Annotated in this window: 22 protein-coding genes; 11 read left to right on the top strand and 11 right to left on the bottom strand. The window is 29.3% G+C overall.

Going from position 1 to position 24,223, the window contains the following annotated elements; genetic code table 11:
* Positions 1-3 precede the first annotated feature (3 nt).
* The 6 genes from N5A56_RS04060 to N5A56_RS04040 all read left to right on the top strand — a co-directional run bounded on the left by N5A56_RS04060 (position 4) and on the right by N5A56_RS04040 (position 9,498).
* Positions 4-990, top strand: a complete 987-nt coding sequence (locus tag N5A56_RS04060) for a glycoside hydrolase family 113 (RefSeq protein WP_420793189.1) — start codon at positions 4-6, stop codon at positions 988-990.
* Between the two features lie 83 nt (positions 991-1,073).
* Complete coding sequence (locus N5A56_RS04055) at positions 1,074-1,907, top strand: universal stress protein (protein WP_265726264.1); 834 nt, start codon at positions 1,074-1,076, stop codon at positions 1,905-1,907.
* An 8-nt stretch (positions 1,908-1,915) separates the two neighbouring features.
* Positions 1,916-2,659, top strand: a complete 744-nt coding sequence (locus N5A56_RS04050; protein ID WP_265726265.1) for a hypothetical protein — start codon at positions 1,916-1,918, stop codon at positions 2,657-2,659.
* 352 nt (positions 2,660-3,011) lie between these two features.
* Positions 3,012-3,545, top strand: a complete 534-nt coding sequence (locus tag N5A56_RS17350; RefSeq protein ID WP_337994747.1) for a hypothetical protein — start codon at positions 3,012-3,014, stop codon at positions 3,543-3,545.
* Positions 3,512-3,934, top strand: coding sequence for a BamA/TamA family outer membrane protein (locus N5A56_RS17345; RefSeq protein ID WP_337994746.1), 423 nt, complete (start codon positions 3,512-3,514; stop codon positions 3,932-3,934). The genes N5A56_RS17350 and N5A56_RS17345 overlap by 34 nt, the downstream gene beginning before the upstream one ends.
* Positions 3,935-4,224: 290 nt before the next feature.
* Positions 4,225-9,498, top strand: a complete 5,274-nt coding sequence (locus N5A56_RS04040) for a collagen-binding domain-containing protein (RefSeq protein WP_274270195.1) — start codon at positions 4,225-4,227, stop codon at positions 9,496-9,498.
* Positions 9,499-9,574: 76 nt separating this feature from the next.
* Here N5A56_RS04040 and N5A56_RS04035 read toward each other — a convergent pair whose 3' ends face one another.
* Together N5A56_RS04035 and N5A56_RS04030 are read right to left on the bottom strand one after the other, a co-directional pair.
* Complete coding sequence (locus N5A56_RS04035) at positions 9,575-10,462, bottom strand: sterol desaturase family protein (protein ID WP_265726269.1); 888 nt, start codon at positions 10,460-10,462, stop codon at positions 9,575-9,577.
* Positions 10,463-10,482: 20 nt separating this feature from the next.
* The gene (locus N5A56_RS04030; RefSeq protein WP_274270194.1) at positions 10,483-11,505 is read right to left on the bottom strand and encodes an inorganic phosphate transporter; all 1,023 of its coding nucleotides are present in this window, start codon (positions 11,503-11,505) and stop codon (positions 10,483-10,485) included.
* 249 nt (positions 11,506-11,754) lie between these two features.
* Between N5A56_RS04030 and N5A56_RS04025 the strand changes: the two genes are divergently transcribed.
* The 3 genes from N5A56_RS04025 (at position 11,755) to N5A56_RS04015 (ending at position 15,490) form a co-directional block, all read left to right on the top strand.
* Positions 11,755-13,539, top strand: coding sequence for a helix-turn-helix domain-containing protein (locus N5A56_RS04025; RefSeq protein ID WP_265726271.1), 1,785 nt, complete (start codon positions 11,755-11,757; stop codon positions 13,537-13,539).
* Between the two features lie 476 nt (positions 13,540-14,015).
* The gene (locus N5A56_RS04020) at positions 14,016-14,606 is read left to right on the top strand and encodes a hypothetical protein (RefSeq protein ID WP_265726272.1); all 591 of its coding nucleotides are present in this window, start codon (positions 14,016-14,018) and stop codon (positions 14,604-14,606) included.
* Positions 14,607-14,614: 8 nt separating this feature from the next.
* Positions 14,615-15,490, top strand: a complete 876-nt coding sequence (locus N5A56_RS04015) for an alpha/beta hydrolase (RefSeq protein WP_265726273.1) — start codon at positions 14,615-14,617, stop codon at positions 15,488-15,490.
* Positions 15,491-15,492: 2 nt separating this feature from the next.
* Here N5A56_RS04015 and N5A56_RS04010 read toward each other — a convergent pair whose 3' ends face one another.
* From N5A56_RS04010 to N5A56_RS03970, 9 genes are all read right to left on the bottom strand, one after another.
* Positions 15,493-16,308 carry a purine-nucleoside phosphorylase gene (locus N5A56_RS04010; protein ID WP_265726274.1) on the bottom strand — a complete coding sequence of 272 codons (816 nt, stop codon included), beginning with the start codon at positions 16,306-16,308 and terminating at the stop codon, positions 15,493-15,495.
* Between the two features lie 89 nt (positions 16,309-16,397).
* Positions 16,398-17,099, bottom strand: coding sequence for a T9SS type A sorting domain-containing protein (locus N5A56_RS04005; protein ID WP_265726275.1), 702 nt, complete (start codon positions 17,097-17,099; stop codon positions 16,398-16,400).
* 6 nt (positions 17,100-17,105) lie between these two features.
* Positions 17,106-17,717, bottom strand: a complete 612-nt coding sequence (locus N5A56_RS04000) for a TIGR04282 family arsenosugar biosynthesis glycosyltransferase (RefSeq protein WP_265726379.1) — start codon at positions 17,715-17,717, stop codon at positions 17,106-17,108.
* Positions 17,718-17,767: 50 nt separating this feature from the next.
* Positions 17,768-18,253, bottom strand: coding sequence for a rhodanese-like domain-containing protein (locus N5A56_RS03995; protein WP_265726276.1), 486 nt, complete (start codon positions 18,251-18,253; stop codon positions 17,768-17,770).
* 94 nt (positions 18,254-18,347) lie between these two features.
* Positions 18,348-19,316 (bottom strand): arsenosugar biosynthesis arsenite methyltransferase ArsM, encoded by a 969-nt coding sequence (gene arsM / locus N5A56_RS03990; protein ID WP_265726277.1) that lies wholly within the window; start codon positions 19,314-19,316, stop codon positions 18,348-18,350.
* A gap of 45 nt (positions 19,317-19,361) precedes the next feature.
* Positions 19,362-20,414, bottom strand: a complete 1,053-nt coding sequence (gene arsS / locus N5A56_RS03985) for an arsenosugar biosynthesis radical SAM (seleno)protein ArsS (RefSeq protein ID WP_265726278.1) — start codon at positions 20,412-20,414, stop codon at positions 19,362-19,364.
* 138 nt (positions 20,415-20,552) lie between these two features.
* Positions 20,553-20,888 (bottom strand): arsenosugar biosynthesis-associated peroxidase-like protein, encoded by a 336-nt coding sequence (locus tag N5A56_RS03980; protein WP_265726279.1) that lies wholly within the window; start codon positions 20,886-20,888, stop codon positions 20,553-20,555.
* A gap of 35 nt (positions 20,889-20,923) precedes the next feature.
* On the bottom strand, positions 20,924-21,634 hold the full coding sequence (locus N5A56_RS03975) for a DUF547 domain-containing protein (RefSeq protein WP_265726280.1): 711 nt from the start codon (positions 21,632-21,634) through the stop codon (positions 20,924-20,926).
* Positions 21,635-21,692: 58 nt separating this feature from the next.
* Positions 21,693-22,376 (bottom strand): queuosine precursor transporter, encoded by a 684-nt coding sequence (locus N5A56_RS03970; protein WP_265726281.1) that lies wholly within the window; start codon positions 22,374-22,376, stop codon positions 21,693-21,695.
* A gap of 320 nt (positions 22,377-22,696) precedes the next feature.
* Here N5A56_RS03970 and fabD point away from each other — a divergent pair, with 320 nt between their 5' ends.
* On the top strand, positions 22,697-23,584 hold the full coding sequence (gene fabD / locus N5A56_RS03965; protein ID WP_265726282.1) for an ACP S-malonyltransferase: 888 nt from the start codon (positions 22,697-22,699) through the stop codon (positions 23,582-23,584).
* Between the two features lie 114 nt (positions 23,585-23,698).
* Positions 23,699-24,118 (top strand): hypothetical protein, encoded by a 420-nt coding sequence (locus N5A56_RS03960; RefSeq protein ID WP_265726283.1) that lies wholly within the window; start codon positions 23,699-23,701, stop codon positions 24,116-24,118.
* Positions 24,119-24,223 lie beyond the last annotated feature (105 nt).

Genomic DNA, 24,223 nt, shown 5'->3' with positions numbered 1-24,223 from the left:
CAAATTCCTTTTTTAGCGCTTCTTTTTTTACAATTATCTTGTAAAAGTCAAAATAAAAAAATTAACGGATTAAGTTTTGTTGCCTCAAGAGATAAAATTGATTCAACTCATATTAATCCCGTTATTAAGGCACAAGGCAATTATGTTGCTTTGATGCCTTATAGTTTTATTAGAGATATTGAAACTCCTAAAATTGAGTTTAATACAAATAGAGAGTGGTTTGGTGAAACAGAAAATGGACTTTTACAATACGCAAAAGAATTCCAAAAAGTAAACATAAAAATTATGGTGAAACCTCATTTATGGCTTAGACGAGGAGGTTTTACAGGAGATTTAAAAGCAAATTCTGAAGAAAATTGGAAAATTTTAGAAAACTCTTATAAAGCTTATATTTTAACTTACGCAAAAGCTGCAGAAGAATTAAATGCCGAAATGCTTTGTATTGGAACAGAATTAGAGCAATTTGTAATTACTAGACCCAATTTTTGGAAGAAACTAATAATAGAAATAAGAACACTATATAAAGGTAAATTAACATACGCAGCAAATTGGGACGAGTTTAAACGTATCACTTTTTGGGGAGAATTAGATTTTATTGGTATAGATGCATATTTTCCGTTAAGTGATAAAAAAACACCAACTTTAGAAGATTTAGAATTAGGATGGAAACCTCATAAAGAGGAAATAATTAAAATTCAAAAACAATTTAATAAACCAATTTTATTTACTGAATTTGGGTATAGAAGCGTAGATTTTACTGGAAAAAAACCTTGGGATTCTAATAGAGTAGAAGGAAATGTAAATTTACAAGGTCAAGTAAATGGATTAAAAGTGATACATAACCAATTTTGGAAAGAAGATTGGTTTGCAGGTGGTTTTATTTGGAAATGGTTTCATAGACACGATCGAGTAGGAGGAAAAGAAAATAACCGTTTTACCCCACAAAATAAACCCGCAGAAGAAATGATTAGACAGTTATATAAGCAATAATTTAATTTTTAAACATGATAAATGTCTTATAATTAAAAATAATTGGATTTTAAATTTGTGGTAGAATAATAAAATACTTTATCATGAAAAAAATTATAGTTCCAATAGATTTCTCAAAATATTCTGAATATGCTTTAAAAACAGCTGCTTTATTATCAAAAAAATCAGATGTTGTAATTTATGCATTACATATGTTAGATATGCAAGAAGTGAATTTGTCTCAAAGCTTAGAGTATAATCAAGAGAAAACAATGTTCTTTTTGAAACTGGCAGAAAAAAGATTTAAAGAATTTTTGCAAAAAGACTATCTTAAAAACGTTAAAATTGTTCCTATTGTTAAGCATTTTAAAGTTTTTAGTGAACTTAATTCTGTAGCTAAAGAAATTAAAGCAGACTTAATAGTAATGGGTTCACATGGAGCAAATGGGTTTAAAGAATTTTTTATGGGCTCCAATACAGAAAAGGTTATTAGATATTCAGATGTTCCAGTTCTTGTAATAAAAAATGAATTGAGTGATGTGAATTTTATAGATATTGTTATAGCAACAGATTTTTCTGATGAATCTATAGAAGCCTTTCAGAAAATGTTAGCTTCTTTGATGTTTTTGAATGCTAGAAAACATCTTTTGTATGTAAATTTACCAAACGAAAAGTTTAAAACAACTCCTGAAATGGATACATTAGCTCATCATTTTTTAATGAAAGCAGAAGGAAATACAGATCGATTAATAAATGTTAACTTTGTATCTGCAAAATCAGTAGAAGAAGGTATTTTGAATTTTTCTAACGCTGTAGGAGCAGATTTAATTACTTTAATTACACATGGAAGAAAAGGACTGTCGCATATTTTTTCTGGAAGTATTTCAGAAGATTTATCGAATCATTCAACCTTACCAATTATTACATTTAAAATTTAAATTTTTTTATGAAGTTACATCGTTTTCTGTTATTTATTACTTTTTTAATTTTCCTTTATTCTTGTTCTGAAGATAACGATATAACAACGCCAAGAAATTTACAAGAATACCTAGAGTTAAATTCTTATAGGGAATCAGGTAATGTAATTGCTTGTGCTGCAAATGCAGATCAAAACTTAAGTTTATCTTATGTTTTTTATTACCCAATTGAAGGGGCAACAGAAGTACGATATTATGAAGCAGATAGTTTAAATGTTGATGAAAATAACTTTTCTAATTATAGAAGAAAAAATCTTACCGAAGTTTCTGTTTTTGGCGATAAATTAAGTAGGTTTTCAAGAACAGATTCAGAAGAATCTTGGTGTATAATTACATATTTAACAGAAGGAAAATTACATAAATCAGACCCAATAAGATTAAAGAATGCCACGAGTCCTACTATTTGGGAAGATGAAGTAGCAATTAATCAATCTGTAACCTTATCGCCAAAATTCACATGGTCAGATTTTAATATTACGGATAACGATATTTATTTTCAAGTAATCGCTAATGAAGATGACGATTTTATTTCTGGTACGTATACAATTGATAATTATTTTCAGTTTTATAATACAGACAATGTAGTTTTAAATATTACTACGACAACGCCAGTAGATTTAATTCTAGATGAAACGTACAATTTTACTTTAATGGCAGTAAGTGAAGATAATTGGGTAAATTTGGTGATTCAAAAATCGTTTGTTGCTGAATAATGAAACTTAAAAACTGGTTATTTCTATTTATCTTTTTAGGCATTTCATCTGCTCTTTTTTCACAAGAAAAAATAGTTTTTGATGTAAAGATTAAAGGCGCTAAAAAAACAAAAGTATCTTTTTTAAAAAAGATATTAAGTGTAAAAAAAATGATGTTTTAGATTCTATTTCTTTAGAAAAAGATATTATTCAACTTAAACGATTACCAGCAATTAGTCATGCATATTATCAAGTTTTTTATTCACATAAAAACCTTTATAACGTTTTTATTACTGTAGAAGAAAATTTTACTTTAATACCAGAAGTTAATTTTTGGACTTCTACAAATCAGCAATTTTCATATAAATTAGGTTTGTATGATTATAATTTTTTAGGAAGAAATATCACCTTTGGTGGATTTTATCAAAATAATGGATTTGATTCTTATGGTATAAATTTTAAAGCTCCACATTTGTTTTCTAAAAAATGGGGTTTAGCCATTAATCATCAAAATTGGAAAAGTGAAGAGCCTTTATATTTTGGGAATAACACCGCAAACTATTTGTACAATAATATTTCTTTCGAAATTTTAGGATTACATCAAATTAATTTTAAAAATCAAATTGATTTTGGAGTTAATTTATTTAAAGAGAAATATCAATATTTATCAGGTGCAACGGATTCCTCAATACCTCAAAATCTTAACTTAAAAAAAACACTATTTAAGTTAGTGTATTCGTATGATAATTTAGATTATGATTTTCAGTACATAACCGGTTTTAAAAGTATTTTATATGCGCAATATGTAATTACAGAAAACGATTTTCAAAACAGTTTCCATATTTTTTGGAACGATTTTTTTATTTCAGAAAAATGTGGAATAATGGAAATTTTGCAAACAGACTAAGAGTAGGGTTATCTTCAAATGAGGAAACACCATTTGCCCCTTTTGCTTTAGATAATAATGTAAACTTAAGAGGTGTAGGTATTTTGGTAGATAGAGGTACAGGTAGTATTGTTTATAATACTGAGTATAGACATACAGTTTACGACAAAAAGTGGTTAGCAATACAAACAAATGTATTTGCAGATATTGGGGCATGGAGAAATCCAGGGGGAAAATTAAATGATTTTATTGAAAAAGATAATTTAAAAATATTCTCTGGTCTTGGTCTTCGTTTTATTAGTAAAAAAATATACAATGCAACTTTTAGGATCGATTATGGTTTTAGAGTATTTGACAATAAAAACAATTCTAATGGAGGTATTGTTTTTGGTATTGGGCAGTATTTTTAAGTTACTACATAAATTTTAAGTTTTAATGAATATTAATACTACTTTTTTATAGAATATCGATTTTTCTTGTTTGGTTAATCGTGTATTCCTTGCATTTCAACGAATTACAACTAGTCAAGTTATAATAATTTCTTATTTTTGATAAGAATTGTGACATTATTAAAGTGTTGTGTCTAAATTATAAATGATAATATCATATATAATTTAAAAATCTTCAACATCTATATAAACATATTGAAATAAAAAAGATGAGACTTAAAAATAATTTTCTAAAAATCATATTATCAATAATGCTACTTATTGTATCATCGATTGATTTAAACGCACAATGTGTTTCTGCAACTGATTGTGATGGAGATGGGGTTGATAATGCAACCGATTTAGATGATGATAATGATGGTATTCTTGATACTGAAGAATGTAATTATCTAATACAAGAAACACCTTTTAATGTAAGTAATGGTAATACCGTTAATTTTTCATTGCCTCCAACAGGTCAAGGTTTTGTTTTAGATGTTACAAGAATGGATAATAGCTTTAATTTATCTATAAATGGAGTTCAATTAACTACGCAAGAAGTCCAGTTTCAACAAAGTGGAACTCCAACAGGTCAGAATATTAGGTTTAAAGATGGAAGTAAATGGGGTCAAGGAGGTATTCCTCAAATTTATCAATATGGAAATGCTATTAATCCAGAAACTCCTATTGTTAGATTTATAATTGATGAAAATTTAGATGTTAAAATGTATGGTAGTAAAACGCCAAATGGTGCATTATTCGAACTTGAACTTTTTAATGGAAATAGTTTTAATCCTATAACTTGGAATAACAATGCAGTTAACAATTTTGTATTATCTCAAGTTGTAACTGGTCAAACATACATCAATGGTAGAGTATATGGAACTTTTACAGATTGTGATGTAGATGGAGATGGAATAGATAATAATTTTGATAGAGATACAGATGGAGATGGTTGTTTAGATGTTGAAGAATCTGGAGGAGTAGATGCTAATAATGATGGGGTTTTAGATGGAACAGGGATTAACAATGTTGATGGTACTGTAATAGGAGGAACAGGGGGTTATGATGGTACAAATGGTGATGAATTATTTGCACACCAATTAAACATAACAGATCCAGTTATGAATCAAAGTGTTGGTGATGGTCAATCCACAACGTTTTCTGTAGTTGGATCTGCTGAAGAAGCAACAAATTATAATAATGGAGTTCCTGTTTATGGAACTACTGGGAATGCAAACCCAGGAATTATATACAATTGGTATTTAGGAAATCCAAATGGAGGAGGAACTCTTTTAACAAACAGTGGTATTTACTCAGGTACAAATACTGCAACTTTAAATATAAGTAATGCTACAGGATTGCATGATTCTGAATATTTTGCTGTATTAACTCATGCAAATAAAGTTTGTTTAGAAGAAATTAGCAATGCAAAATTATTCATTCACTTGCCAACAGCAACAAATGACACTTTTAACGCGAATGAAAATAGTATTGACAACAGCTTAGATGTTTTAAATAATGACTCATTTGGAGTTGATGGGCCAAATAATGGTACAATAACATTGCCAAGTGCAAATACTTTAAATGGTGGAACTGTTTCAGTTGATAATGGAGGAACTCCAAATGATCCAACAGATGATAAAATCTTATACACACCTGCAACAAATTATTTAGGCGCGGATAGTTTTGATTATACAATAACAGATGTAAATGGTGATACATCAACAGCTACTGTTAACATTACAATAAGCCCTGTTGCAAATTGTAGTGATAGTCCTACATTACCTGCACAAGGGTTTAATGTATTTGTAGAAAATAATATGGATGTTATATCTACTGAAACAAAAGGAAGTGTTGCTGTAGGTCAAGATTTAAATATTAAAGGAGATTACAATGTTGCTACTGATGATTGTGGTGATTTTGATACAAATGGTTTAAAAACAGGACTTCTTGTTGGTAACCAAGTAAATTATCCATTAAATACTGTTATTAATACAAATGATGATATGTGTAATTGTGGAGACCCTACAATTGTAAATAATGGTAGTTTTGAAATTGGTGCTACTCCAAATAGATGGACTTCAAAAGATGCATCTGATATTCCCGGTTGGTATACAACAGCAACAGATAATAGAATAGAAATTTGGAAATCTGGATTTCTAGGAAAAATTGCACAAGAAGGAGGTTATATTGCTGAAATTAATGCAAATCAAAGAGCTTCATTATATCAAGTTATTTGTGCAGAACCAGGTTCAGTATTAGATTGGTCTATTTGGCATAGAGGTAGAAGAGGTACAGATGTTGCAAACGTAAAAATTGGTGTATCATTAAATTCTGCTAGTACAGAACAAACTATGAGTTCAGGTCCAAATGGATGGGTTAATTATACAGGTTCTTATACAGTTCCTACTGGTGAACACACTGTCTATTTTGTTTTTGAATCAGTATCAAGTCAACCATACAATAATTTAACTTACGGAAATTTAATTGACAACTTTGAGGTTACCAAATCTACTCAAGGAAGTTGTCCTGCAGGAGGTGCAAATTCAAGTGGTTTGTTAACTGTTGTTAATCCTAACTATTATACTAAAATTGGTAAAAATAATGGATCAGTTGCTTGGTATTTTGATGAATTAAATGCGCCTGCAAATATGAGAGTAACTCCTAATGGAACTTACAACTCATCTTCAAGAATACAAATGAACAATAACTCTCCTGCTTATGGAGTTAGTTCTGGAACTAATCCAGTTTTCGAAAATAATCTTCTAGATTTTTCTAGTGCTTTTCAAAGTCTTAGAGCCAACTCAACTAATATGGCATCTAATATGAATAATGCTGTTTTAGAAGACGATAATGGTAATGCAATTACCAATACAACTTTAACGAATCAAACAGAAATATTTTTAAATAATGGTGTTAATTATTTAAATGTTACTGGTGCTGATTTAAACAGTGTGCAAGGTTTAACTTTTCAAAATTTATCATCAATAAACAAAGTATTGATTGTAAATGTAGATGCTCCTGGAAATTTCAACTGGGATACTTGGGAACAATTAGGCATCACATCAGCTGATAGCCCTTATGTATTATACAATTTCTACAATTCAACAGAAGTAAATATTGAAGGTAGTGAAACTATTTATGGAACTATATTTGCTCCTTTTGCTGATGTTAAAAAGGTAACAAATAAAGAAGATATTTATGGTCAAGTAATTGCTAAAGATTTTACTCATGATGGAGGAGTTATTCATTGTAATAAATTTGCAGCAACTAGTACTTGTCCAACATTTGCTGGAGTTGCTCCTACACCTGGGTTTGATATTAATGTGAATCCACAATGTTTTGTTGCCAACGATTTTACATTTACAAACACAACACAAATTATTGGAGTACCACAACCTGAAGCTCCTATAGTATATTTATGGGATTTTGGAGATGGTACAACAAGTACATCAATGGATGCTCAAAAAACATACGCAAATGATGGAACATACACTGTAAGTTTAACTGCAACTAATATATATGGTGCTAATACTTATACACAACAAGTAACAGTTTTACCTGTTTTAGAACCGATCGTTTCTGTAATAACATTAGCTTCAGAACCAGGAAAAGTTAAAAAGGAATTTACAATTGATAATGCTGCTTCTTTTACAGATTTTTCATGGACGTTACCAGGAAGCGGACCAGGAAGTGGACCTGGGTTATTACAAAACATGAACCCAATAGTTCAAGAATTTACTACTGCTGGAGTTTATACAGTTTCTGTAACTGCTACTAGTAATGATTGTACAATAACAATTGATGTTCCTGTAGTTGTTACGTCTGGAGAAGTAACTTCAGGAAATGGCGGTGGAGTTGAGTCTGAATCATTAGGAGATGCGATTTCTAAAATCTACGTAAAACGTAAAAAGAATTCTGAGCCAACAATTTTTGTAAAATCGAAAGCGAATTTATACAACAAAACAAAATTAGTACAAGAACAACCATATCAAGGAAAAGGACAAACTATGTTAGATATGTTCCCTACTCAATTAGTAGCAGGAAACGTTGCAAACGTTACCTCTCCTACTGATATTCTTGATTATACTGTTGCTGATGAAGTGTTATCTGTTGATTTCTCTGTAAATGGTGAGACTAAAGGAGTTGTTTTAGGAATTAGAACTTCAGACAAAGTTTACAACCATACAAAAGCATCTTGTGACAGATTAAGAGGAGCTGAAATTCTAAACATTCAAAGAGTACAATTAGAAGGATACAATTTCTTAATGCAAGGAATCAAACAAAGAAATGGAATTGTAGAATATGCAATATCGTTTGCTGCTGCTAAAAACAACAACGATACTAATTATTCAATTCAAACAAACTGGTATGTAAATGAATACACAAAGTTTAATGATGTATACAACTTCCAAGTTTGGTCTACAAATCCTTCTGATACTCAAAAATTAGTGAAAGATGTTTTAGCGAATTTAAAAGGATTTATTCCTGTAAAACAAGTTGAAAAACAAAAATTCCCAAAAACATATGCAGCTAAAATCTCTAGAGATAAAGATGAGTTGGTTATTTTGTTAAGAAGTACAGATAAAGGATTGAATACAGAATTGACAATGCAAGAACTATATTCAGAAACTGCAAATAATGTAAAACATAGATACAATCCATTAAACACTCAAATAGAGCAAACATTAAGAGTAAATATTGCTGATGGATATGAATATGATGGACTTTTAAAAGTAAAAGATGCAATCCAAGATGCATTTTATCATGCAGATGGAAACTGGGGGTTAGACTATGATGAGCAATACACAGAAGTGGAAGAATACTTTGTATCAAATAATTTTAATAGAGAGTATAAAGATGATGAGTATGCTGTAAATAGAAACATCAAAATTAAAGCAACTAGTGAGTATGATTATTTAGGAATCTATAAGTCATTATTGCCTGGTAACTTATCAGCAGATTATTCAGCATACAAATATGTAGCTTTTACAGCCAAAGGTTCAGGGTTAATGGAATTAGGATTGATCAAAGCATCAGTAGAAAACTGGAAAGAGCAATACAGAGTAATGGTAGATTTATCAGAAGAAGAGCAAACCTACTATGTGCCTTTTGAGATATTCTCTTCAACAGGAACTACAGATAAAATCACTGCAGATGATTTAACAACGTTATACTTTACATTTTTACCAGTACAAGCAAACACGAAAGAGTTAGATTTAGAAATTACAGATGTAAAGTTCACAAAAACAGCTCCAGAAGATAAGACAGTAGGCATTATAGAAGAATTTGAAAACAATTTTATTGCTTATCCAAATCCATCAAAAGGAGATGTAAATGTACTTCTATACAGTGAAATGGATACCAAAGCAACAGTATCATTATATGATGTAACAGGAAAAGAGATTTATTCTGCACCTGTAGATTTAACAGTAGGTAAAAATGAAATAGATTTCAATATAAAAGTAAAACCAGGAATCTACTTCTTAAAAGTAAATACTAAAGAAAAGAATTATGGAACATCTAAAATATTTTTTAGATAATCATATAAAGAGGAAAAGTAACATAGTTAGTTAAAAAGAGGAACTCTAAGAGTTCCTCTTTTTTATAGTAATAGGTTTACTTTTTATGGGTTAGCGGATAGAGTTCTTGTTGTAAAAAACTCTCAGGAAAATTTTCATCACCTTCAAAACCCAATTCAATATCTCTACCAGAATGTGGTATGTATTTTGTTTTAAAAATATAATCCCAAATACTTAAGGTTATCCCAAAGTTTACGCCAAATTTTCTTTCTTCTGGCAATTCTTTAGAGTGATGCCAAATATGCATTTTTGGGTTATTTAAAATATATTTTAACCAACCATAATCCCAATTGATGTTTGCATGATTTAAATGTCCAATCGTAATATTAAAAAAATGAACAAAGGCAATATCTTGTGCTGTAAATCCGCCAATAATAGCTAAAGGTATGTATTTTAAAGAATTATAAACCACAGGTTCCATCCAGTGATAACGTAAATGTGCGGCAAATCCCATTTCTTTAACAGAATGATGCACTTTATGAAAATTCCATAGAAATTCGAACTTATGTAGCAAACGATGCGTCCACCATTGTACAAAATCAATTACAATAAAAAAGATAAAAACTCTTAAAGCAAAAGGTAATTTGTTAATTTCTAAAAGCTGAAAATTAGAGATTGATAAACCGACTAATCCTAGAAAATCATTAAATAATTGTGCTGCTGAATTAGATAAAGCAATTAATACAATTAAGTTTAATAAAAAGAAATTAAAGAACATATAAAAAGCATCTAACCAAAAATCTTTTCTAAAAATAGATTGATTTTTTCGCCAAGGAAAGATAATTTCTAAACCCCAAACTACTAGAGAAATTATGATTAATCCGTAGAAATAATTCTCCCAATTCAATTCCATAAAAACTGAATTTTTTAGGTAATTCCAATAGTTAGAATAGGAGTTATTTATAATATCGAGGTATTTGTTCATATCAATAAATATAATCAATTTTATGATGCTAACAATTCTAATAATTTAAAAACAAACGCACTCATAATTGCAGCAATTGGTAAGGTAAGTATCCAAGACAAAACAATTTTTCCTATCATTTTAAAATTAGCTTTTTTTGTAACCGTACCAATGCCAAAAAGAGAACCAACAGAAACGTGTGTTGTAGAAACGGGTAAACCATGAATACTTGCTGTTGTTACTAATAAACCTGTAATCATGTTTGCAGTAAATCCTTGGCCTGAGTTCATTTTTGTAATTTTTTTACTCATGGTTTCTCCTACTTTTCTTGCATTTAATAAACCGCCTAAAGCCATAATAACTGCAATAGAAATCATGCTTATTTTAATATCAATTGCGTTAATAATTAGTAATAATCCAACAATTTTTGGGGTGTCATTTAAACCTCTTGCAAAACTAACAATCCCAGAGCTTAGATAATGTAATGAATCTAAAATTTTAGGTGAACTTATGCCAATTAATGTTGGTTTTTCTATGTTTAAAGAAGGGATTTTCTTACGTAAAAACTTAAAGAATAAATAAGCAAGTAAACTTAAAATTGCTGCCATTAATGGACTTACAATTAAAGGCATTAAAAAAGTGTTTCCTAATTTTAGAAAATTAAATTCAGAACCTACTGCCATAAATCCAGCTCCAAATAAACCACCAACTAAACTATGTGTAGTAGAAATTGGCATTCCGATTTTAGTAGCAGAAAAAACTGTTATTGCTGCTCCTAGTGCAATTGCAATGGCAAAAATTGGAGTTTGAATTAAATTATTAGGAACTAAGCCTTTTCCAGAAAAATTTTTAACCAATTCTTCAGCCAAAAAAATAGCTGCAACAGCACCAGAAAAAGTTGTAATTGTTGCCCAGTTTATCGCTTTTTTATAATTGGTAATTCCAGATCCAAATAAGGTGGCAACACCTTTGAAATTATCATTTGCGCCATTGCTATATGCTAGAAAACAAGCAGCAATAAAAAGAAGTAGTAATAACATAAAAGTAAGTTTTTTTGGTTTCACTTTTTTGACGAAAATACCGACTGATACTTACTTTAAAATTGTTATAAAAACATTAAAATCGATATTGTTTTCACTTAAATAGGTAATTTTTTTCTCTAAGTATTAATGATTAAAAACGAAGGTAAATATTCGACTTATTATAATTGTTTTAAATTACTGGTTTGTTTGGTCTAATTAAATATTTCATATTTAATTTTTTTTTGTAACAAACTGTATTTTGTGACGTCTATTATAGTCTAAAGTTATTTTATGAAACTTTCTTTAAAATCTATTGCAGTACTGCCATTTGTTAATATGAGTAATGATATTAACAATGAATACTTTTGCGATGGTATTACTGAAGAAATTATTAATGCATTAACAAAGGTTAAAGAACTAAAAGTAATTGCAAGAACCTCTTGTTTTGCATTTAAGGGTAAAAATATTGATGTTAGAAAAGTAGGGAAACAATTAGGTGTAGCAACTCTTTTAGAAGGTAGTGTTCGTAAAGCTAATAATAGAGTTCGTATAACTGCACAATTAATAGATACTAAGAATGGAACACATTATTGGTCTAAAAATTTTGATAGAAAATTAGATAATATTTTTGACCTTCAAGATGAAATTAGTGTACTAATTGCTAATAAAGTGCGTGAAAATTTTGGGCATTTTAATATAGACGAGCACTTGGTTAAAAATTCAACTTATAACGTTGCAGCTTACGAATTGTTTTTACAAGGTAGATATTATCAATTACAATGGACTTCGGATTCTTTAAATACCGCCATTGAGTTTTATAACAAAGCCATTGCTAAAGATGTTAATTATGCAAAAGCTTATTATGCTAACTTACAGTGTTATGGTTTGTTGGCTATTTGGGGATATATGCCTTTTAACGAAGCAACAACTTTGGCAGAGAAAAACTTTTTAAAAGCTAAAGAAATAGATACACAATTGCCAGAATATCCGCTTTCATTTGTGGGTAAGTTTTTTTGGGGACTTTGGAATTTTAAACTTGCTTACCAATACATTCAACAAGTTTTAAGCATCAACCCAAATCATATAGATGGTTTAGAGGCTATGACGGAATTGTTTATTGCCAATGGTTTTTTTAAAGAAGCGTTGGTATATGCACATAAATTAATAGAGGTAGATCCATTGTCTGCTAATAACCATTATACTTTAGCAAATATTTATTATTATCAAGAAAAATATACTTTAGCATTAGCGCAAACTACAAATGCGTTAAACATAAGACCTGATTTAGTGCTAGCAAAAAACTTACATGCTTTCTGTTTAATTTGGTTGCAAAAAAAAGATGCTCTCAAAGAACTTCATCAAAAGACTTCTTTTTATAAAGAAAAAATACTGTTGTATAAGGTTATAAATGAAGAAAACACAATAGTACCAAATGAATATTTAGAAGAGGCATCAGCAGAAAACGGAATAAGTGATACCTTAATATCTCCATTTCAGATTTTTATACTTGCCAATTCTAAAGAACATCAATCATTAAGTTTTATCTTATTAAGTAATCAAGTAAAACAACGAAGAGGTCAGGTGATTAATTTTAAACAAGAACCTTTTTTAAAAAAGTTACAAAGCAATTCAGCATTTAATGCATTACATATTTCTAATTTATTGATATCGGATATTTCAACAACTTCAAAAGAAATAAAAGAGAGTACAAAAGAAAAGTTAGATTGTGTCGAGCTGCAAAATTTACAAGAAACCATCTTAGTTTACTTTAAAGAAGAACAACCGTATTTAGATCCTCAATTAAGCTTGTCTTCTTTAGCAGCCTATTTAAAAACTACCTCTAACAAAGTTTCTTATGTAATTAATGAAACTTTGGATGGTAATTTTAATGAGTTTGTAAATAATTATCGCTTGCAATATTTTAAAGAATTGGCAGTAAATCCTAAACTAAAACACATTACAATTTTAGGTTTGGCCTATGATAGTGGCTTTAATTCTAAAAGTGTTTTTAATACTTATTTTAAGAAAACAGAAGGCATTACTCCAAGCAAATGGGTAAAAATGCAAGTCAAGTAAATTCTGCCTTTTTTCAGTTTCTTTTTTTTGTAAGTTCTAAATCATCATGTAGAATTATACACTTGTTAAGTGTCCAGAATTTTGTATTTCAGAGCCAATAAAGTTTTTAAATCGAAAATTAAAACACTCAATAAATTAGTTAACAGTTTTTTGGGGAAAATCTGATAATTAGCAAGTACAATCGTACTTTAAGTAAAAACAGCAAAATTATCAACCTATTAGTAAAACTGCCAAAAATTAAATCACCATTTTGGATGAAATCTAAAACTTATCGCTATAAATAGGTATTCATTATTTATAACATTTTTACAAAAAAATAAGTTTAAAAACAGTAAAAAGATCATTAGTTCCATAAAAAAATAAAAAGTACTAAATCTTAAAAGATAGTGCTAGAATATAATTCAAGACGATTGACTTAAGTATCTACCGCACCTTTGCAAGGTTAAAAAATATAAACAATTAAAATAAACAGAAAAATGAGAGCAAAAAGAAAACAATTGATAAATACATTAAGCTTATGTGCTTTATTACTGATATCCTTTATATCTGTAGCACAAGAAACAACAACACCAAATAGAGATAAATTTATTTTTGAGTTTGGTATTGGAGGTGGTTTTATTAATATAGAAAACAGTTCTGGTACACAAACTTTTGAAAAATCGCAAGGAGCTGGTAATTTTCCAGATTTTAAAGTTGGGTATATGGTAAAAGAAAACTTAGCAATTACGGTTTCTTTACCTGGTATGATTTATGATTTTGAAGATAATGACAGACATTTTGGTGGAGTTTTAGTAGGTGCTCAGTATTGGTTTGCTAACAAATGGTGGGTAAATGGCGGTATTGGTTTGGGAATAGACTCACCAGCACTGTATGATATTAATGATGGTAATGACGATTGGAATTTTGGTAAACTAGTATCTGTTGGTATTGGGTATGAGTTTTATCAAAAAGAAAATTTTGCTATGAATGTGCAAAGCAAGTTAGTATTTGGTAGTGTAAATATAGCTAATGACCAACATAGAGATGCAGCTTCATTTGGTGTAAGCTTAGGTTTTAACTGGTTTTAAACAATTATATGCACTCATTCTTTAAAAATGCAGTTGGTAAAAAAGAGGTTTTAAATTTTTATTATAAAAAATTAGATACCTTAAACTTTGAGGTTGATTTTATTACTGTAGAAACAAGTTTTGGTGACACTAATATTATAACAACAAAGAATAATAATCTTACCCCTTTAGTATTGGTGCATGGTTTGTATAGCTGTGCACCTTTTGCTTTAGATAATTTTAAAGCACTAGAACAAAATTTTAAAGTTTATGCCATAGACATTTTAGGGCAACCTAATATTAGTGATGAAATTAGGTTAAATTCTAAATCTAATGAATATGGAAAATGGATGTATGAAATTATCTCTAGATTACATTTGTTTAACGTGTATTTAGTTGGCTATTCTTTAGGCGGCTATATTGCGTATAAAACTTTAGCTTATGAAGAAAGTAGAATTGCAAAAGCCTTTTTAATTTCGCCAACAGGTTTTGTAAAAGGAAGTATAATAAAATTGTTTTTTTCTATTTATGTACCTTTAAAGTTGTATAAATGGAAACAAGATAGCAAACAATTAGCTGTTATTGTAAACGCTTTGAGTACAGAAAAAGATGCTTTTAACTTACATTTTTTATCAAAATTAATAGCAAACTATAAGTTCGATTTTTTGCCTTTGGCTAAAGTGAAGAAAAAAGAAGCAAAACGTATAACAACCCCAATATATATCTTTGCAGCAGTAAAAGATATAGTTGTACCAGGAAATAAATTGATACAAAAAGCCAAAAAAATATTACCTTCTTTAGAATCTGTTTTACTTTTGAAAGAAGGTAAAAACCAGTTTAATACTGAGGATAAAAATATGATTACAGCACATATTTTAGAGTCAATTTTAAAAACAAAAGAATAATTTTAAAGTTCTTTTATAACTTCTTTAAAAAGTGTAATCATTTTTGGTTCTGCTTTACCTGCAATTGCAATAATTTCTCCAATATCTACAGGTTGTAAGTTTTTAGGATCACATTCATCTGTTAAAACTGAAATAGCAGCACAAGGTAAGTTCAATTGTTTGGCAACAATAACTTCTGGTACAGTACTCATACCAACAGCATCAGTTTCAAAAATTTGCAACATTCTATATTCTGCTCTAGTTTCTAGTTGAGGTCCCAAAACACTAGTATAGACACCTTTGTGTAATAAGATGTTTTGTTGATTAGCAATATCACTAATTTTAGCATTCAATTCTTTAGAATAGGGTTCTAACATATCTGCAAAAATATTACCAAATTTATTTGCACCTTTAAATGCCAATGGAGAGCTACCTTGTAAATTAATATGATCTTCAATCAACATTAAATCTCCTTTTTTATAGTTGAGGTTTATAGCTCCAGCAGCATTTGAAATCAATAAATTTTTAATTCCCAAGCCATGTAATGTTCTAATTCCGTAAGTTACTTCCCAGGCATTGTAACCTTCATATAAATGAAAACGACCTGCCATTACTAACACTTTTTTTCCAGATAATTCTCCGTAAATTAATTTACCAGAATGAAATTCTACAGTTGCAACAGGAAAGTTAGGAATATCAGCATAAGCAACTTCTTTTTCAATTGAAATTTCATCAACTAATTTTCCTAAACCTGTACCTAATACAATTCCTATTTCTGGATTTGTAATTCCATTAGATTTTAAAAAATCGATTGTTTCTTGTAATTGTTGTTGCTTCATATTTTATCACTCGTCATTACGAATGAGGAACGAATGAAGTAATCTCTTAATTGATAGTGAGATTGCTTCGTGCCTCGCAATGACGTTTTTTAATTAATAACTAGTTTCTTTGTTTTTGATTTTCCATCAACATCAATTTTAACCAAATAAATTCCTTTGTTAAAAGAAGAAATATCTATGTTTTTTTCTGTGATTTTAGACTGATGAAATACCTGTTTTCCTAAAACATTAAAAATACGAATTTCAGCAGATAATCCATCAATATTTGAAAACTGAATTTTATTTTTTGCAGGATTTGGAAAGAAACTGATTTTATTAAGATTAAAAGTTTCAATATCTAAAACAGAACAATTGCTAGAAGTAAAACTTGTAAAAGTTCCTAAGTCCCAAAAGTGATCATACTCTAAACAGTAAAAGAAAACTTTATCGAATTTTGTAATATCTGTTTCTTGAGGAACATCAATTGTAAAGGTTTGTTGTCCAGAAAATTTAATTAAACCAAATTCTAAATGATTTAGATTAGCAATTAAAGTTGTAGCTAAAGTTGCATCTGAAATTCCGTTAGAATCTACTAAATATGCTCTTACATCTGGTCCTGATGTTGTACTAAAATTACTTGCTAAATCTAATGTAACTGTGTTGTTGGTGTTTAAAGTTATAGAAACATCACCAGTAATATTGTAAGAAGAATTGTCTGGATTATTACCAAATCCGCTTAAGTTTTCTGAACATTGTGAATGTATTTGAAAGATAAAAGCAGTAAATAGTAAAGTAAGTAATCGTTTTTTCATGGTTAATTATTTAGAGTTGATGAACGTTGACATAATTTCTGGAATATCTATAATATCCTCATATACATCTATGTCGTTCTTAAACTCTAATAATTTCACTTTTTTATCTTTTAAATCAGATAAAGTATCTTTTCTAACAGTTTCTGTTCCCCAATTTTTATTTCTGAATACATTTTCTTGTAAAGTATTCATTCCTAAAAGATAATAACCGCCATCTTCTGCAGGCCCTAGAACTACATCATTGTTGTCTAATTGAAGAAAAGCATTTTCAATATTTTCTGATGATAAATCGTATAAATCACTACCAATAATCATCACTTTTTCATATCCAGAAGTAAATCCGTTTTTAAAAGCATTTAACATTCTAATACCTAAATTCTCTCCAACTTGTTGGTGTTTTTGATAAATTTTAGCATTCCAAATATCATTATCTCTAACTTTTACAGAATAATAAACAGCTTTGTCTGCATTTACTTTAGAAGAAACATCTTTAGTTTTTTGCAATAAAAATTTATAGATTTCTAAAGCAGTTTCGTCTCCAACAGTTTTTGCTAAACGTGTTTTTGCTTTTCCTAATTCGGGATTTCTTGTGAATATTAATAGCAACCTTTTGTTCATAGATTTATTACTTCTCGACTGCGCTCGAAATGACATTATTGTTTTTTCAACTAATAAACTTTCTTTCCTTTTTTAAGCCATTTGCTCCAATCTTTATTAAAAGTGTGGACCTTTTCTGTGTTGTTTCCTAAAGTATCAATAACATTATAGTTGTTGTTTTTCCACTCGAAAATTCCACCATATAAATTGTAAACATTGGTATAACCTTGTTTTATTAATTTATTTGCAACAATTTCAGAACGGATTCCTAAAGAACAATACACAACAATTTTTGCGTTTTTATCTTCTGGAAGTGTCTCTAGAGTTTGTTTGATATCAAAATTATCAAAACCAACATAAATCGAGTTTTTTAAATGACTAACCTTAAACTCTTTAGTTTCTCTAGCATCTAATAATATTGCATTTGTTGTTGCTAAAGAATCTACAGAAATATAAGGAACATTGTTCTTGTTGAATTTGTTCAATAATTTATCCAATTTCTTTTGACCAAAAGAAACTGTACTAATCAAAAGAAAAAGGAAAATTATTTTTTTCATAATTTTATATTCTTGTCATTACGAGGAAGAATGACGAATTAATCTGTTTATTGATTAAAAGATTGCTTCGTAAACTCGCAATGACGTTTTGGATTTAACAACATCCTCCACCATCATAGTGAAAAGTAGATTCTGAGAAATAAATATCATCTCTACCTAACGCTTTTAATTGACCCGCAGTTTTATCGCAAATTGCTAAAGGTTGGTTTTTTAATAAAACATGACCAGCCTTATCATCAAAATAATCTTCATCACCATAATAAATAGCAGCTTTACCTGTAAAAATACAAGGTCCATCTGCAGGCATTGGGTCTTTAATTGCAGCAACTTCTATTGATTCTATATAAATTAATTCATCTGTTGGGTAATTCTTTGGATCTAAAATTCTGTAAGGTTTTCTGGCTCTAATTTCAATGGTTCCAAAACCAGCATCCGTTAATGCTTTTACATAATCTGCAATCGATAAACTTCCGCTTAAACACAAAGCACGCAAACGTTCGTCATTACGTAATTCGTCATTCATTGGTTGTTCACAAGTAGGATCACTCATTACCAAACGTCCATGAGGTTTTAAAACTCTGTACATTTCTGCAATTGCCTTTTTTAAATCATCAGATTTAAAAATATTGAATAAACAGTTTTGTGCAGCAACATCAATAGAATTATCTTCAACAGGTAAATCCATTGCATCACCTTTTCTAAGATCTACAAAATCAGATTTAAACCAATCGTTTTGTTCTTCTGCTATTTTAAAGTTTTTTTGAGAAGCTTCTAACATTTCGTCAACAACATCCAAACCAATTACACCACCTTTATTTCTGTTGAAATACGAGAATTGTAATAATTCCATTCCACCTCCAACACCAACATATAGCATTTTAGGATTGTTCGTTAAATCTCTTGCATGCACAGTAGAACCACAACCGTAATTCATTTCTTGCATTATTCTCGGAATTTTTAAACCTGGTAATTCCCAAATAGGATTTGTAGTACAGCATAAACCAACATCTGGTGTTAAAGCTGCTTCTTTATATACATTATGTGTGGTTTCTAAATAACTCATATTTTATTTTTTTTAAAGTGATATCACTCTAGTTTTTTAATTTGTTTATGCAACAACTCCTTGGCAGCTACTTCCTGCTCCAGCAGTACAACCATAACAATGTTGATTGATAATGATGTTTCTGTCTTGTAACAATTCTTCATTATAATCAGAAATGTGTTTTACTTTACTTGCTACTTTTAAATTTAGCATTTGATTGAAATCGCAATCATATAAATTACCATCCCAACTTACAGAAAGGGTATTTGTACACATTACATTTTCTACAGCAGAAGGGTTATAAGCTTCCACTAAATTGTACAAGTAGTCTTCATAGTTTTCTGAAGCGATTAAATAATCTAAAAAACGACTAATTGGTAAATTTGTAATGGCAAATAAACTATGAAAATCGATATTAAAATCTGCTTTTAATGCTTTTTTAAAATCATTTTCTAACGCCATTTGATCTCCTGGTAAAAATGCTCCTGAAGGATTATAAACTAAGTCTAGTTTTAAATCAGAATTTGGTATTCCATAACCAACTGCATTTAATTCTTGTAAAGCTTTTATCGATTTATCAAAAACACCATCTCCACGTTGTTTATCTGTTTTTCCACGTGTCCAATGTGGCATAGATGAAACTACATGAACATTATGCTTTTTAAAGAATTCTGGTAAATCGTAATATTTTTTATTAGCTCTAATAATTGTTAAGTTAGAACGAACAATAAAATCTTTAATTCCTGCCTTGGATGCTTCTTCTACAAACCATCTAAAATTAGGATTCATTTCTGGAGCGCCACCAGTTAAATCTAATGTGTGAGCTTCTGTCTTTTTGATGACTTCTAAACATTGTTGCATGGTCTCAATCGTCATAATCTCTTTACGATCCGGACCTGCATCTACATGACAATGTTCGCAAACCTGATTACACATATAACCTAAGTTAATCTGTAAAATCTCTAACTTTTTAGGGCGTAAAGGAAACTGATTTGTTTCTTTAATTTTTGTTGCAAAAGTTGGCAATTCTCCATCAGCGAAAATTCCACTTGATAGAATTTCCATTTGACGAGCAGTATTTGCAATATCGTTATTTCTAGCTTTTAGCGATTTCTTCATTTATGCTGAACTTGTTTCAGTATCTTTTTTAAAAGTTGAATTTGATTCAACTTCTCATTATATTATTTATGAGATCCTTGGTAAATACTCAAGATAAGTGATTCACACAATTTTGTGAAAACAAAATTGGTTCTCTACTTACATTTCCAATTTATTCACTTTATTCATCATTTGAACTCCATGAACCAAAGTTGCGCCACTTTTAATTGCAGCACCAACATGTATTGCTTCCATCATTTGTTCTTTTGTAATACCTCTTTGTAAACTGTCTTTTGTATAAGCATCTATACAATAAGGGCATTGTTCTGTATGTGCAACTGCAAGTGCTATTAAAGCTTTTTCACGAGCGGTTAATGTACCTTCTTCAAAAACTTTACCATAATAATCGAAAAACTTGTTACCAAGTTCTTCATTCCATTCTGTTATTTTACCGAATTTTCTTAAATCGGCTGCATCATAATAGTTTTTAGACATTGTTTTTGTATTATTTTTAATAAAGAATAAAGGTACTATTTCCCGTTTAAAGTCCAATCATATTTTAAGTAACTGATTTTAGCTTTAGAACTAATTTCAACATCAGAATATTTATTTAAATAATCAATAACAGAACCGTTTTTAGTGAAATCTCCTTTAAACCAATCAAAAATTGAAGATATTTGAACCTTCTTTTTTGATATTTTATTTCTTGATGAATCGTTGATGAATTTTTTCATCAATTCATTTGTTTTCGATTCGTAGTTATCTTCAGTAAATGCGAAGTTTCCTAATTGCGGACAAGAACCTGAAGCGCAATTTACACCAACATGAATTCTTGGGTCGTTAAAGTCTTTTCTTAAAATTTCATGCTCTATATGATTTAAAGTATATACTTTATTTCCAACTTTAGCAAACGGAATGTTCCAAGCGTCTTTACCTTTTCTCTTAATATTCATAATACTTTTAAGAGGGTAGTTTTCTAGTATTAATTTTACTGTATAAGCATTGTAGGCATTTATCCAAAAAGCTTTCTGTTTGTTTTTAGACCAATTTTTTTCTGGTGATGTTTTCTCTAAGTAAGTAATGTAGCTATCTAATTTAGTTTCGTTTTCTTTAAGAGATTTGTAATCTACAATTCCGTCTTTTGTTACGTTATTTTGTAGCAAGTCATTAAAGATTGATGTTTGAGCATAACCTTGTGAAAAGGTTAATACAATAATAAGTAATAAAAGTAATTTCTTCATTTTTATGTTCTTTTCTATAAGAGTAGACGTATCTATTTTAAGTTAATTACAATAAATTTTATAAAATCTCTTCTCCAGCTTTTAATTTGAATCTTTTTCTAAAAGCAAATACAATAAGATATAAAATAGGTGTATCTAATGCTGCAATAATTACTTTAAAAAGAAAACCACTAATTAACAATCCTGTAAAAATAGACCAAGGTAAAATTTCGAATGAACATAATAGAAAAACAACCGTAAAAGTGTCTATAAATTGTGATGCAAATGTTGAGAAATTATTTCTTAACCATAAATGTTTGCCATTTGTGAGTTTTTTCCAGAAATGAAAAATTCTAATATCTACAAATTGTGCAAACAAATATGCCACCATAGAAGCAAAAACAGCTAAAGGAGATAAACCAAAAACTTGATGAAAAATAGTGTTATTAATAGGAGAGTTTTCAATTGCTGGCGCAAAGTCTGCAATAAGAATAATTAGCATTGAGAAAAAAGATGCGAAAATACCTGCAATTACTACTTGGTTTGCTTTTTTCTTTCCATAAATTTCAGATAGAATATCTGTAATTAAAAACGTAATTGGATAGGGTAAAATACCAACTGAAATTTCAAAACGATACAAGTCAAAAGGTTCCCAGTAAAAGAATTTTTGAAATATTAAGTTCGAAGCAACTAAAGAGGCTATAAACAAAGCAGCAAGAATTAAATAAATACTATCTGCTAATTGTTTGTCTTTTATGATCATTAAGCGAAGTTAGTAAATATTCTCTTTCTATTAGAACTGTAATTTGCCGGTAAATAAGTTTAGTCTTGATTAACTCTATTTTATTATTTTATTGAATCGGTGAATGCTTCGCATTTGAAACGGCATCCTTTTTATAACTCTTTTAAGTAAGCGTCATTACGAGGAACGAAGTAATCTCTTTCGAATAATGAAATCGCCACAGCTTACAAAAAAGTAAACTTCACAATGACAGTTATAAAAAGATAAAGAGGAAAGCAAGAAATAGCTTCTAATAAAAAACATTATTTTTGCCAAAACAAACAACAATTAAAAAGAATAAAATGAAAGCATATATTTTTCCAGGTCAAGGAGCGCAATTTACAGGAATGGGATTGGATTTGTACGAGAAATACCCAATAGCACAAGAGTTATTTGAAAAGGCAAATAAAATTTTAGGATTTTCTATTACAGATGTAATGTTTGAAGGAACTGCAGATCAGTTGAAAGAAACGAAAGTTACGCAGCCTGCCATCTTTTTGCATTCGGTAATTTTAGCGAAAGTTTTAGGTGATTCTTTTCAACCAGAAATGGTTGCTGGTCATTCTTTAGGAGAATTATCTGCTTTAGTTGCAAATGGCGTTTTAACGTTTGAAGATGGATTAAAATTAGTTTCTAAAAGAGCTTTAGCTATGCAGAAAGCTTGTGAAATTGCACCAAGTACAATGGCAGCAGTTTTAGGTTTAGCAGATGATGTTGTTGAAGAAACATGTGGAGAAATAGATGGAGTAGTGGTAGCTGCAAATTATAATTGTCCAGGACAATTGGTTATTTCTGGAGAAATTGAAGCTGTAGAAAAAGCTTGTGAAGTTTTAACAGAAAAAGGAGCTAGAAGAGCTTTGCTATTACCTGTCGGTGGCGCATTTCACTCACCAATGATGGAACCTGCAAGAGAGGAATTAGCAGCTGCAATTGAAGCAACTGAATTTAGTAATCCTACTTGTGCAGTATATCAAAATGTAGTTGCAAAAGCTGTAACAAGTCCAGAAGAAATTAAAGAAAATTTAATTGCACAGTTAACAGCACCCGTAAAATGGACGCAATGTGTACAAGCAATGATTGCTGATGGAGGAACAGAATTTATAGAAGTTGGGCCAGGTAAAGTTTTGCAAGGTTTAATGCGTAAAATTGATAGATCTGTTGCTGCAAGTGGAGCAGTTTTGGCTGAGTAATATTTTTTCCTTTTTAAAGTTGTTTTTTCCGCTTTAATAGATTTTTGTATTCACAAACAATTGAATTTTAGTTAATTTGTAGTGATAGAAATTTTAAATAAAAAATCAATAATTATGAATATCGTTAACAAAAAAACATTTTTTATCTTTTTAACATTAATAGCTATTAGTTTTACAAGTTGTGAAAATTCAAGTGAAGAATTGCCTATAGAATTAACTATACAAAATAAAGTAGAATTATTAGAAAGTAACGAATGGTTATTAAAGGATTATGAAGATAGGATTATGCACACTTTTGTAAACGGAAAACGTTACACTCAATATGGTGAGAATAGTGTTTTCTTTGAAGTAATACCAGGTAAAGAAGAATATGAAATAATAGGAGATCAACTAAAAATTGATTTTAATTTTGGGCATGTTTATACATTTGAAATAAAAGTTTCTTGTAATAATAATATTGTATCCTTTTTTAGGGATGGAGAATTAAATACTACACTTTATAAACGTGGTTCAAATTATGAAGAGTGTTTATAAAAACTAAGTGTGAATATCAAAAAAAAAGGCTTTCAAAATCAATTTGAAAGCCTTTTTTAATTTAAGGTATTTACGTTTTTGACTTCCAAACAATAAGCGTAAATT

This window comes from Polaribacter ponticola (assembly GCF_026191475.2).
Classification (GTDB): domain Bacteria; phylum Bacteroidota; class Bacteroidia; order Flavobacteriales; family Flavobacteriaceae; genus Polaribacter; species Polaribacter ponticola.
This window is presented reverse-complemented; position numbering and strand designations above follow the sequence as displayed.